Origin of the sequence: Aequorivita sp. KMM 9714 (assembly GCF_011065475.1) — a bacterium.
Classification (GTDB): Bacteria; Bacteroidota; Bacteroidia; order Flavobacteriales; family Flavobacteriaceae; genus Aequorivita; species Aequorivita sinensis.
The window spans coordinates 1-12,498 of record NZ_JAAGRO010000009.1; the positions used below are offsets into that span (position 1 = coordinate 1).

Annotated in this window: 12 protein-coding genes and 1 riboswitch; of the genes, 1 reads left to right on the plus strand and 11 read right to left on the minus strand. The window is 34.4% G+C overall.

What is annotated here, in order from left to right:
* The 11 genes from G3A46_RS13460 to thiS form a co-directional block, all read right to left on the minus strand.
* The coding region (locus tag G3A46_RS13460) for a hypothetical protein (RefSeq protein WP_165150591.1) at positions 1-1,717 on the minus strand (1,717 nt) is incomplete at its 3' end.
* A gap of 241 nt (positions 1,718-1,958) precedes the next feature.
* The gene (locus G3A46_RS13465; RefSeq protein WP_165150593.1) at positions 1,959-3,518 is read right to left on the minus strand and encodes a helix-turn-helix domain-containing protein; all 1,560 of its coding nucleotides are present in this window, start codon (positions 3,516-3,518) and stop codon (positions 1,959-1,961) included.
* A 523-nt stretch (positions 3,519-4,041) separates the two neighbouring features.
* Positions 4,042-4,260 (minus strand): hypothetical protein, encoded by a 219-nt coding sequence (locus tag G3A46_RS13470; RefSeq protein WP_139856339.1) that lies wholly within the window; start codon positions 4,258-4,260, stop codon positions 4,042-4,044.
* A 133-nt stretch (positions 4,261-4,393) separates the two neighbouring features.
* The gene (gene moeB, locus G3A46_RS13475) at positions 4,394-5,467 is read right to left on the minus strand and encodes a molybdopterin-synthase adenylyltransferase MoeB (RefSeq protein ID WP_165150595.1); all 1,074 of its coding nucleotides are present in this window, start codon (positions 5,465-5,467) and stop codon (positions 4,394-4,396) included.
* 3 nt (positions 5,468-5,470) lie between these two features.
* Positions 5,471-6,589, minus strand: a complete 1,119-nt coding sequence (gene thiH, locus G3A46_RS13480) for a 2-iminoacetate synthase ThiH (protein ID WP_165150597.1) — start codon at positions 6,587-6,589, stop codon at positions 5,471-5,473.
* Positions 6,582-7,355: a thiazole synthase gene (locus G3A46_RS13485; RefSeq protein WP_165150599.1), complete on the minus strand. Its 774-nt coding sequence runs from the start codon at positions 7,353-7,355 to the stop codon at positions 6,582-6,584. Before G3A46_RS13485 ends, thiH begins: the two co-directional genes overlap by 8 nt.
* Positions 7,356-7,381: 26 nt before the next feature.
* On the minus strand, positions 7,382-8,005 hold the full coding sequence (gene thiE / locus G3A46_RS13490; RefSeq protein WP_165150601.1) for a thiamine phosphate synthase: 624 nt from the start codon (positions 8,003-8,005) through the stop codon (positions 7,382-7,384).
* Positions 8,002-8,766 carry a hydroxymethylpyrimidine/phosphomethylpyrimidine kinase gene (locus G3A46_RS13495; protein WP_165150603.1) on the minus strand — a complete coding sequence of 255 codons (765 nt, stop codon included), beginning with the start codon at positions 8,764-8,766 and terminating at the stop codon, positions 8,002-8,004. The genes thiE and G3A46_RS13495 overlap by 4 nt, the downstream gene beginning before the upstream one ends.
* Entirely contained in the window at positions 8,753-9,349 is a 597-nt protein-coding gene (locus G3A46_RS13500) for a thiamine phosphate synthase (RefSeq protein WP_165150605.1), read from the minus strand. The genes G3A46_RS13495 and G3A46_RS13500 overlap by 14 nt, the downstream gene beginning before the upstream one ends.
* Positions 9,350-9,352: 3 nt before the next feature.
* Entirely contained in the window at positions 9,353-11,212 is a 1,860-nt protein-coding gene (gene thiC, locus G3A46_RS13505; protein ID WP_165150606.1) for a phosphomethylpyrimidine synthase ThiC, read from the minus strand.
* 44 nt (positions 11,213-11,256) lie between these two features.
* Positions 11,257-11,463 (minus strand): sulfur carrier protein ThiS, encoded by a 207-nt coding sequence (thiS, locus tag G3A46_RS13510; RefSeq protein WP_206736026.1) that lies wholly within the window; start codon positions 11,461-11,463, stop codon positions 11,257-11,259.
* Between the two features lie 126 nt (positions 11,464-11,589).
* A riboswitch (TPP riboswitch) is annotated at positions 11,590-11,686 on the minus strand.
* Between the two features lie 182 nt (positions 11,687-11,868).
* Here thiS and G3A46_RS13515 point away from each other — a divergent pair.
* Positions 11,869-12,480, plus strand: coding sequence for a CHAP domain-containing protein (locus G3A46_RS13515; RefSeq protein ID WP_165150607.1), 612 nt, complete (start codon positions 11,869-11,871; stop codon positions 12,478-12,480).
* Positions 12,481-12,498 lie beyond the last annotated feature (18 nt).

Sequence of the window (12,498 nt, forward strand, 5' to 3'; positions counted from 1 at the left end):
CGTTTGTTCCAATTTCTGGCGTTAATCCGTCTTGACCGTTTTGTCCACCAGCTGCAACGCCTGTATCCACACCGTCTATATACCAGTTTCCATTTACAATAGTTACCACAGAACCATCAGCACCGTCAGCACCGTCTGCTCCTTTTAAAGATTCTAACCATTCTGTTACAGTACCAACAAATCCATTTTCTAATGCTATTTCATAAGCAGATTTTCCATCCTCACCTGCAGGGCCTTGTGGTCCTGCCGATAGGTCAATAATTACACTTACGTTATCCTCATTTGTGTAGGTAATTGTACCATTGCCGTTGTCAACTAAATTTGTAACAGTTTCATTTAATTCGATTAGATTAATTATTTCATCGATAAACTGTTGATTAGTAGTAAGGGTGTTGATGAATGTACTATTATTTGCAATTTCATCTACTGATAATTCTACAGTGTTGTTGTCAGAATCTGTGATTACTAGCATTTCACCAACAAGTGTAAAGCTTGTATTTACTGTATTGAATTCTGACCAATCAATTTCTTGTTGATTTCCATTTTCATCTATATAGTAGAACTTGTTTGTAGTAGGGTTGTAGATAACGTTTCCATATTCACCCTGAAGCATTGTTATAATTTCATTGTAGATATCTCCTTGGTTTTGGATGTTTGTTACCACATCACCAATTACATCAACAGTGATAGTTTCACCGTTGGCATTAGTGAAAGTATAAGTTCCATCGCCATTATCAACCATTGAGGTTGTATTTGCATCGAATGTTACTACATCCCCATTTGCAGCTGTGTGAGTGAAAGTTCCATCTCCATTATCTACTAATACATCTGAATTAGCATTAATTATAGAAATAATTTCATTGAAGATATCTCCTTGGTTTTGGATATTTGTTACCACATCACCAATTACATCAACAGTGATAGTTTCACCGTTGGCATTAGTGAAAGTATAAGTTCCATCGCCATTATCAACCATTGCGGTTGTATTTGCATCGAATGTTACTACATCCCCATTAGCGGCGGTATGAGTGAAAGTTCCGTCGCCATTATCAACAAAAACATCTGTATTTGCAGTGATTATAGAAATAATTTCATTGTAGATATCTCCCTGGTTTTCGATGTTTGTTACCACATCACCAATTACATCGATAACAGTAACTTCTCCAGCTTCATTAGTGAATGTATAAGTTCCATCACCCTGCTTTATTAGTGTGGTGATTGTTTCAAAGTTCTTGATAACTTGTTCAAGGTCAATACTTGTTACAACTCCATCTTCATCAGTATATTCTAAGGTATGTCCATCTACGTTTAACCCTAAAAATGTCAATGTTTCTAAATCTGAAATGTCGATTGTTTGAATATCTCCATTCTGATCTATATAGGTAAATTGATTATTTACCACATCCCATAAAACAATAAAATCTGGCAAGTCTGCATCGGAAATTAACCTTTGCCAACTTTCTTGAAACCAATAATAATATCCTGGGGTAAGAGTTTCATTTGTGCTGGTATTGTAAACCAATAAGCTTTCTAAATTACCTGCATTTATAGTAGTCTGATCTGTTTTACCAGTTAAAGGTACTTGTGGGATTAAAACCCCACGATTTGCCGATTTAATCTCCAGTTGAGTGGATGGATTAGGGGTGTCAGTACCTATACCTACTTGAGCGTATATACTACCTGTACACAATAAAAGTAAGAGTAATAGTTTTTTCATAAGACAGTTGTGATTGATTTCTATATTTTATGCAAAATTACTTCCAATTAATAAAAATAAATTATGGTAGTCTTGTCATTTGGTGGAAAAAAACAATACATAAAACCACTTATAATCAATGTTTTAAGTGTCTTATTTGAGGGGTGAGTTGTTGAAAGGTGGAAAATTAATTCTTTGAAGAATTTGAGTTTTTTGTAGTGAAGTTTTAATGTATTCTTGTATAACTTTGAGGATATATCATTTATGATTTGAAGTTTTCTCCTTGATTTTTGCTTAATTCTGACCGATATTTTTGTATAAATTCTGAAGGAGAATAATTATTTATTCTTTTAAACGTTTTTGTGAACTTACTATGGGAAGAGAATCCGGATTCTTTTGCTAAATAACTAATTTTATATTGTAGGTATTTAGGGTCGGTTTTAAGCTTATTGGTTATATATGAAATTCTCAATTCATTTATATAATTATTAAAGTCGGTGTTCCTATGTTTTTTAAGAATATACCGTAAGTATTTATTGTTTGTTTGTAATTGTGAGGCCATTAAATTAAGAGCCATGTTGTTATTGAGAAATTTCTTCTTTTTTTCAAATTCATCTAACTTTGAAAGTAATTCTACCTCAGTATCTATCGGTAAATAATCATTATTCTTTGCTGTTGCAGTAGCTGGTTCTTTCAATTCAAGATCAGCATCATTTTTACTTGGTTGTTTTTCAGAATTTTTAAATAATAGTGTGTTTTGCTTATAAACTATTCCAATTGAAATTAGAGCCAGTAAGCTAAAACCAAAGTAAATGAAGCTTGCTGGTACATCGTTTTCTTCTTCCTCCTCAATCTTAAAAACATCTTCAAAATTCAATTTTCTATTTTGATGGCTATCTAAAATTGATAAAGTTGCGATGTATTTGGATTTATAATGTGATATGCTATCGTGATTCTTAATTGTATTGTAATAATTTATAACATTTGTATATGTATGAATTTTACCCATTACATAATTTGTGTTTCTTAGAACATTAAGACTTTTATATAAATAAATACTACACTGTTTGAGGTCCTTCGTTTTTAAATAGATTTCTGCATAAGCGTTATATATATTATTTAAGTCAAAATCGCTCAATTCTTCATCTTGAGTTGTAAAGTTTAAAGCTTTATCAAGATGATGTAAAGATTCTGAAAACTTTTCTAGGTAGAAATAATAAGCTCCGTACTGGTAATTTAATTTAGCTAAATACGTGTTTTTCTTATTAGATGAACTTATTATATTATTAATTATGGAATCAGCTTGCTCAATAGCATTAATTGATTTAGCAAACTTTTGTTCTGAAAGAAATATACTTCCTTTTAATAAATATAATTCTACTCTGACATAATTTTTAGCTTCTGTTTCTGGTAATAATAGAATAGTTTTTTCTGCCATATCCAGATATAGATTGGACATTTCTAAATATCCAACATCCAAATTTCGTTTGGCTAAATACAATTGTATTATGGCTTGAGAATAATAATCATCCGATTTTGAAGCTTCTTGAAGACTTATGATTGCATCACTAAGGGTTTTATCTATTGCACCAGACTTATACCAAACAACAGAGGAAATCATTTTTGCTTCAATAATTTCACGAGAAGTATCAGCCTTTAGAAACAAAGCGTTCGCTATATTAAGTGCTTTATCAAGGTCGCTATCTGCTATACTAATAAGGTAAGAATAATTTTTACTGTCCCTAAAATCCTGGTCATTCATACCATAACAAAAAGTTATAGTAAAGAATAAAATATATATTATATTCTTAAAAAAGCTCAAAATTGATAGGTTAGTTGGTTAAATACACTAAATTTTAATAATATTATCCTGTAAGAGTGATAGTTATATTATTCAGTATTAATGGCCAATTTAACAATTACATTTTAGCTAGCTTTTATTAATAAGGTTAATAAATTAATAAATTTATGTAAAATTAAAAGCTTTTGTAAAGTGGGTATAAGTAAGATATAGCTAATATAAGGATGTATGTAGCTGATAATCCTATATAAATAGATAAATGAAGGTATACTAGAAGAAAAATCTCTAGTAGCCTGTCACTTAATATAAAATCGTAGATATAAAACCGTTATAGTCTTTCTTGTAGCTCCATAATAATGAATAGAGCTAAGAAAAGTCCAACAGTCCATATTGCTAATAAACCTAATCCCATACGGCAAACTTACTAAATTTATTTAATCGATTTCAACTATTTTCCTGAAAAATTTAAAGAAGAAAATCTTAGCAATAATAGCTTTGTGAAGTAGCTAAGAAATCCAGTTTTAGAGCAGATTTAAACTTTCTTTTAATCGTCACAACCTAAATATGTTACGTTGTTTCCCTCGCTAGCTTGTTGTGAAAGTACAGGCTCTCCGTCGCTGCAATTAACGACATCGCCATAAAAAACGCCTTCATTTCCAAGAAATTTTCCTCTGCAATTGCAGTTGTCATCAGAACCACAGCCTAATAAAACGGTTGCTGCTAAAAGGAAACCTAATTTCTTAATATTCTTAATTTTAAACATAAAGCAATTTTTAATTTTCTTAATGGTTGTTGTACATCTGCAAAGATATAGAAAGATTGTTGAGTGTAATTGATTATTCTATTTTAGGATATACATTCTCTATTGCTATAATTTTTATGCTAAAACTGTTCCATTAAGAATTAATAACTGCATTGTTAATGCCACCTTTTAGACTTACTAGTTTATTCTCGAAGTTTTTACTTTTAAGAACTTTGATTGCAAGCTTACTGCGTACTCCAGATTTACAAAAGACCAATAAGGGTTTGTTAGCTGTTAGTTCGGTATATCTAACTTCCAATTCATTTAAAGGAATATGGATGCTTTCGATATAAAGTTCCTCTCGTTCCTCTTTGTTTCTTACATCTAGTACATTAAAAGTATCTGCCTGTTGCAGATAATCTTGATATGTTATTTCTTCATACCCATCATCTAGACCACAAAACGTTTGATAATCTTGCGCTAAAGATCCTATTACAAGGGAAGGATTCTTTTTAAAATGAAATATTTCTTGTTTTAATGTAAGCGCATTAAAAGTTAATAGCTTCCCGGACAATATATTGCCTAAGCCTAAAATGATCTTTAATACTTCATTTGCTTGTAAGCTTCCAATAATACCTGGTAAAATCCCCAAAACTCCTGCCTCTGAACAGTTAAGAACTAGTTCCGGCGAAGGTGGGGTTGGGAATAGGCATCTATATGTGGGTCCGTTACGATAGTTGAACACAGAAACCTGTCCTTCAAATTTGTTTATCGACCCAAATACTACCGTTTTTCCCGAAATTACGGCAGCATCATTTATTAAATAACGAGTAGGGAAATTATCGGTGCCATCTACAATGATATCGTAGTTTTCAAATAAATCAAGGGCATTATCACTATCTAATTTCGTAATGTAACTGTTTAGTTGAGTAAAAGGATTTAATTTTTTCAATCGGGACACAGCTGCTTCCACTTTATACTTGCCTATATCTTCAATTGTGTAAAGAATTTGTCTTTGCAGATTGGTTTGATCCACGCTATCATTATCAACAACCCCTATGGTGCCAACCCCTGCCGCAACTAAATATTGCAGCACCGGACAACTTAAGCCACCAGCACCAATAACTAAAACCTTTGCTTGCTTCAGCTTTAATTGACCTCTTTCTCCAACTTCTTCAAGACTAAGATGCCTGCTATATTGATATGATTCTTCTGCGGTTAATTTCATTTTTTACTTTTTAGAATACGATTTATCCCAGTCTTTCCACACTACTTCATAACCTTGAGATTGTATCATAGCTTTAATTTTATTCGTACCCCGTTCATCCGAAATTTCAAACTGCTCCAACGATTTCGGATCCACAACATACCCACCTGGATTTGTTTTAGATTCAGCACTCATAGAAGTGATTCCTAAGTTTATGACGTTATTTCTAAAAGTCTCACTCTCTCTTGTAGACATAGATAATTCCACATCTTCATCTAATAATCTATATGCACAAATTAATTGAACAAAATCCGCATCGGTCATTTCCACTTTGGGTTGTACTTCTCCTTCGTGTGGTCGCAGTCTTGGAAATGAAATAGAATACTTGGTTTTCCAATAGGTTTGCTGTAAATATTTCAGGTGTAAGGCGGTGTAAAAACTATCCACTCTCCAATCATCCAAGCCAAACAAAGCGCCTAAACCGATTTTGTGAATACCAGCTTTCCCCAATCTATCGGGTGTGTCTAATCGATAATCAAAATTAGATTTTTTCCCTTTTGGGTGATGGGTTTTGTAGGTAGCTCTATTATAAGTTTCTTGATAAACCAATACTGCGTAAAGTCCCTCGTCAATCAAAGTTTCGTATTCATCCTGATTTAGTGGCTGTACTTCTATACTAATATTAGAAAAGTGATCTCGAATTAATTTTATGGCGTTTTTTAAATAAGTAACTCCAACGGTGCTATTAGCTTCTCCGGTTACCAATAAAATATGGTCGTAGCCTAACTGTTTAATATATGCTACTTCCTTGAGAATTTCCTTGTCAGTAAGGGTTTTCCTGGGGATTTTATTAGTTAAGCTGAACCCGCAATAGGTACAAATGTTTTGGCATTCATTAGAGAGATACATCGGGACATACATTTGTATGGTGTTTCCAAATCTCTTTCTTGTTAGCGCTCGACTTCGTTTCGCCAAGTTTTCGATAAAAGGTTTGGCAGCAGGTGAAATTAATACTTGAAAATCCTCTAAGGTTATTTCGTCTTTTAGTAATACGTGTTGAACATCGGTAGCAGTAAAACTATAGATTTTCTGCTTTACAGTATCCCAATTATATTGATTGAATATGTCTTTAAAATTACTCATTTAGAAAAGAAGTTAAAGGACTACTTGCCTCTGCATATTGATTAACTGCGGCTAATTTTGCTTGGTATGCCAACCTTCCAGCCTGCACTGCCATCTTAAAAGCAATCCCCATTTGCACTGGGTTCTTAGAAACTGCTATTGCTGTATTTACCAAAACTGCATCGGCACCTAATTCCATTGCATAAGCTGCATGTGAAGGTGCGCCTATTCCCGCATCTACAATTACTGGGACCTTACTTTGTTCAATAATTATCTTCAGAAAATCTTTAGTTATAAGTCCTTTATTACTGCCTATTGGAGCTCCAAGTGGCATTACACATTGCGCCCCAACATCTTCCAATCGTTTACACAACACGGGATCTGCGTGTATATATGGCATTACTATGAAACCTTCTTTTACCAAAATTTCGGTGGCCTTTAGTGTTTCTATGGGGTCGGGTAATAGATATTTTGGATCTGGATGAATCTCTAACTTTATCCAATTTGTTTGTAATGCTTCTCTTGCCAATTGCGCAGCAAAAATAGCTTCCTTAGCTGTGCGTACTCCCGAGGTGTTAGGTAATAGATTAATGTGATCTTGCTTCAGATGGGTTAATATATCGTCACATTCTTTGTGGAGTTCTACCCGTTTTAAAGCCACGGTTACCAATTCGCTTTCTGAAGCTATAATGGCCTCTTGCATTAATTTGGAACTGCTAAATTTTCCCGTTCCAGTAAATAATCTTGAACGGAAAGTTTTACCTGCTATTTTTAGCGTGTCTGTCATTTTTGTGCTTTGTTAAGTTTTAAATTTTACACCTGGTCAACAGGGGTTTTTAATATTTTTTGGAAGGCTTTTATATTATTAAAGTCATTTGTAATTGCTCCCGAAACTGCGACTCCATATATCCCTGTTTTTAATAATTCTGGAATGTCATATAACGTGATGCCGCCAATGGCGATAATGGGAGTTTCTGAATGCAATTCATTTAAAAGCGATCCGTAACCCTCTAAGCCTAATATCGGACTCAGATTTTTTTTCGTGCTTGTAAATCGGAAGGGACCTAATCCTATATAGTCCACTTTTTTATCCATAAGTTCTTGGCAGTCTAGTAGGTTGTTTGCTGTTCCGCCAATAATTTGCCAATCGTACAAATGCTGTCTCGCTACAGTAGGACAAGCATCTGTTTTGCCTAAATGCACGCCATCTGCTTGTACAGCTTTCGCGATTTTATAATGGTCGTTTATAATTAATTTCGTTTGGAATTTCTTAGTGATTTCCCTTGCCCTTTCAGCTGTTTTCAACAAAGTGTTCTCATCTTCGTTTTTAAGTCGAAGTTGGACTAATTCAGCTCCTTGCGAACAAGCTTTTAGAATGTTCTCTTGGTGTTGTCCTGCAGTTTCGCCTTGAGAGATATAGTGTAAATTAGGAATCATTTAATTTCGATTTTGTTGTGTACTCCTAATAATGAAGGGTATGAGTTTAAAAATTGTTCGGTATACCACTTTGCCTTATCACAAGCAGTTTTTAAAGTATCTCCTAAACGAATATTACTCGCCAAAGCCGAAGAAAGCACACAGCCACTTCCGTGTTTTTCAGAAATACTATCGGCAATAGGAGGGAAGTGATATGTTTTTTGATTTGCTTGATGCAGTTCATCCCAACCTTTTTTGTCAAATCTATGCCCTCCTTTTAAATAGATATTTGTGAATTTCTTCATATACTGAAGCGTTTCTTCATAATCTAAATTTGGATATAAGCTTATAATTTCATTGTAGTTTGGCGTGATAATAAAGCAGTGCTTTAATATTTCATCTAAATTATTTTGATCTTCTTCTGAATGGAAGTCAAACCCTGCACTTGCTTTAAAAATAGGATCTAAAACAACTTTTATTGAAGGGTTGATACTGTGAAGTTTTTCTAAAATACGAAGCAATGACTGCCAAGATTCTACTAACCCAATTTTTACGGTATCAATAGTAAAGCGTTCAAAAAGAATAGCTATTTGCGCCAAAATAATTTCCGTATCAAGCCAAATACAATGTTTAAAATCACTATCATGTTGTATAGTAATTGCTGTGCAAACACTTAGTCCATAAAGTCCGTGGGCTTCAAATGTTTTTATATCTGAAGTAATTCCAGCACCTCCACTGGGGTCGTGACCTGCAATGCTAAGAATGTATTTATGATTGTTCAAAACTGTCTTTTATTTTTTTTAAGGATTGTAAAGGGTTATCAGTGTTCCAAACACCTCCTAACACGCCAACACCATTATAACCGAGTGCTTTCATTTTTTTAATGTTTTCAGCACTAATACCACCTAGTCCAATTACGGTTTTGTTTATACTATTTACATCGAATCCGCGACCGGTGTATTCCGTTTTTGATATAGAAGTAAATACAGGACTTAAAAAATGGTAGTCGAAATCTATATTACAATTTGAAATATCCTCGGGACTATGAAAAGATGAGCTTATAGTGAAACCGTTAACTTTAAGATTATCAAAATAGCTTGCCGTTTTGTTTCTTAGTAATGTCTTTCTTTTCTGTTCCTGAAAATGAAGACCTTTAAGATTAAATTCGCTTGCTAGTTCATGAAATAAATGCACTACAATTCTATTGTGAAATTTTGGATGTATTTCATTCAAATAAGCAATATGTTCCTCGAAACTCTTCTTAGGTTTTCTGAGGTGATAACAGGCTAAACCAGCTTCAAAAAGTTGGTTTAGCGTGTTTGTTTCAGCAGAAATATCTACTTCGGGAGCAATAATAATTACCATAAATTATAAATAGACTTCAGAACCTTTGTTTTTAAACTCTTCCGCTTTTTCTTCCATCCCTTTTTTAATTACTTCGTTATCTACAATATCGTTTACAGCAGCAAAGTCCCGTACTTCTTGTGAAATCTTCATAGAACAAAATTTAGGACCACACATAGAACAGAAGTGAGCCAATTTAGCTCCCGCAGCAGGTAGGGTTTCATCGTGGTATTCTCGGGCGCGCTCAGGATCAAGTCCTAAATTAAACTGATCTTCCCAACGGAATTCAAAACGAGCCATACTCAAAGCATTGTCTCGATGTTGTGCTCCCGGATGCCCCTTAGCCAAATCGGCAGCGTGAGCAGCTAGCTTGTAAGTTATTACTCCAACACGAACATCTTCTTTATTTGGTAAGCCTAAATGTTCTTTTGGCGTTACATAGCACAGCATGGCACATCCGTACCAACCAATCATAGCAGCACCAATTCCAGATGTAATATGGTCGTAGCCTGGAGCAATATCTGTAGTTAAAGGTCCTAAAGTATAAAATGGAGCTTCGTCGCAAACTTCGATTTGCTTCTCCATATTTTCTTTAATCATATGCATAGGAACGTGACCAGGACCTTCAATAAAACACTGTACTTCGTGTTTTCGTGCGATTTTTGTCAGTTCGCCTAAGGTTTCTAACTCTGCAAACTGTGCTTCATCATTTGCATCGGCTATAGAACCTGGACGCAAACCATCTCCTAATGAAAAAGCTACATCATATTGCTTTAAAATCTCACAAATTTCCTCAAAATGTGTGTATAAGAAACTCTCCTTATGATGCGCTAAACACCATTTAGCCATGATAGAACCACCGCGAGAAACAATACCAGTTACTCGGTTTGCCGTCATAGGAACATAACGCAGTAGAACCCCTGCGTGGATGGTAAAATAATCTACTCCTTGCTCGGCTTGTTCAATTAAAGTATCTCGGAAAATCTCCCAAGTTAAATCCTCTGCAACGCCGTTTACTTTTTCTAAAGCTTGATAAATAGGAACCGTTCCAACAGGAACAGGAGAGTTGCGAATAATCCATTCGCGGGTTTCGTGTATGTTTTTACCAGTAGATAAATCCATAATATTGTCTGCACCCCAACGGCAAGCCCATACTGCTTTTTCAACCTCCTCTTCAATGGAAGAAGTAGTGGCAGAATTCCCAATATTGGCATTAATCTTTACCAAAAAGTTTCTCCCCAAAATCATAGGCTCTGCTTCTGGGTGATTGATATTCGATGGAATTACAGCACGACCTCTAGCAACTTCATCTCGTACAAATTCCGGAGTGATTTTAGAAGGAATAGCAGCACCAAAATGCTCCCCTTTATGTTGCTTTCTAATTTCGGTCATTTCATCAATACGCTGATTTTCACGAATGGCGATATACTCCATTTCTGGTGTAATAATGCCTTGCTTAGCATAATGTAATTGCGTAACATTTTGACCTTTTTTTGCTCGCAACGGTTTCTTTAAGCTAGAAAAACGCATATGGTCTAAACTTTTGTCGTTTAATCGTTCCCGAGCGTATTCTGATGAGAAATCTTCTAGCTGTTCCACATTATTTCTGTCTAAAATCCATTGTACGCGAATTCTTTCAATCCCTTTATGCACGTCAATCGCCTTATTTGGATCGGTGTAAGGTCCGGAAGTATCATAAACAGTAACAGGTTCGTTAGGGGTTATTTTTCCTGTTAGGGAGTCTTTTGTATCGCTTAAGGAAATTTCACGCATAGCAACTTTTATCTGTGGATGCAATTTGCCCGGCACGTATATTTTTTTTGAATTTGGAAATGGTTGTCTTGTGATTGTTCCTTGTTTTGGAGCAGTGTCCTTGTTTTTCATATCGAAAAGTTTTTGCAGTTGTGTTAGTTTATTAATTGAAGAGATTATCCACCTTGAGTAGCTTGAATAACTAAAACCTCGTCATTGGCAGACAAGCTTGTGGCACTCCATAAATGTTTTGAAATAATGGTATGGTTTACTGCTACCGCAATACCATCTTGAGGTGAATTTATTTTATCTAGCAGTTGTAGGATATTGAAATCGGGATTGATTTCAATAGCTTTCTCGTTAACCAAAATAGTAATCATCATACAGTATCGTTTTAATTATGCTGTAAACGATAAAGGTTTTTGAGAAGGGAATTATTTGAAATGAAAGCACAGGTAAAGACACTGTACTTTTATAAAAAGTGTATAAATACATCTACCGATTTGGTTGATGTATTGCTAACTTTTCCCTTCGCTGGTACTAACCAGATCAGGTTCAAAGGGTCTTTCTCAGTTCTAAATATTTAGAACACCCCTAAAGTTTACCCCACAAACTTATCAATAAATTCTTTTTAAAACTAACTAAGCTTGTTTAAAATATTTTAAACCGGTGTAGTGTGAAAGGTTGCATTTAGTTATAGAATGATTTTTTGTGGAATCGGAAAGTGAAGTTACTTTTGTGAGTCTCGAAATAATTTTACCTAAATATCGAATTTCAAAAAGCAGTTCATGAAAACATATTCTAAATTCAATAAAGCAATTTGCCTATCGCTTCTATTAATATTTGGACTGACGATATTTACTTCCTGCGAACGCATATATCGTAAATGGAATTCTAATGGATTGCAGGTTGGTGATAAAGTAGATAGCCTAAATGGCGTTTATGTTTTCTACAACGCCAATGTTGGAAATGTAAAAGGAAGGAACACTTCTGCCGATGGATACAACATCGGACTTAAATACCAATGTGTTGAATTTGTAAAACGGTATTACTACCAACATTTAAATCATAAAATGCCAGATAGTTATGGGCATGCAAAAGATTTTTATCAGAAGGGATTAGGAGATGGAAAAAGAACTAAGCGAAGAAATTTAATTCAATATTCCAACCCAAGCAATAGTAAACCTAAAGTGGATGATCTTTTAGTTTTTGATGGCACAACTACCAATAAATACGGACACGTAGCTATTATTTCAAAAGTAACAGATTCTAAAATAGAAATTATCCAACAAAATCCGGGACCCTATGGCCCCTCACGAGAAACTTTTAAACTGAAACACAGCAACGGAAAGTGGAAAATTGATACTAATAAAGCCATGGGATGGTTGCGAAAGGAGTAACCGTTGGTTTTTGTTTTT

Excerpts from the sequence above, each read along its gene's own strand:
- G3A46_RS13470 (WP_139856339.1), bottom strand. The coding sequence starts at position 4,260 with ATGTTTAAAATTAAGAATATTAAGAAATTAGGTTTCCTTTTAGCAGCA.
- moeB (WP_165150595.1), bottom strand. The coding sequence starts at position 5,467 with ATGAAATTAACCGCAGAAGAATCATATCAATATAGCAGGCATCTTAGT.
- thiH (WP_165150597.1), bottom strand. The coding sequence starts at position 6,589 with ATGAGTAATTTTAAAGACATATTCAATCAATATAATTGGGATACTGTA.
- G3A46_RS13485 (WP_165150599.1), bottom strand. The coding sequence starts at position 7,355 with ATGACAGACACGCTAAAAATAGCAGGTAAAACTTTCCGTTCAAGATTA.
- thiE (WP_165150601.1), bottom strand. The coding sequence starts at position 8,005 with ATGATTCCTAATTTACACTATATCTCTCAAGGCGAAACTGCAGGACAA.
- G3A46_RS13500 (WP_165150605.1), bottom strand. The coding sequence starts at position 9,349 with ATGGTAATTATTATTGCTCCCGAAGTAGATATTTCTGCTGAAACAAAC.
- thiC (WP_165150606.1), bottom strand. The coding sequence starts at position 11,212 with ATGAAAAACAAGGACACTGCTCCAAAACAAGGAACAATCACAAGACAA.
- thiS (WP_206736026.1), bottom strand. The coding sequence starts at position 11,463 with ATGATGATTACTATTTTGGTTAACGAGAAAGCTATTGAAATCAATCCC.
- G3A46_RS13515 (WP_165150607.1), top strand. The coding sequence starts at position 11,869 with ATGAAAACATATTCTAAATTCAATAAAGCAATTTGCCTATCGCTTCTA.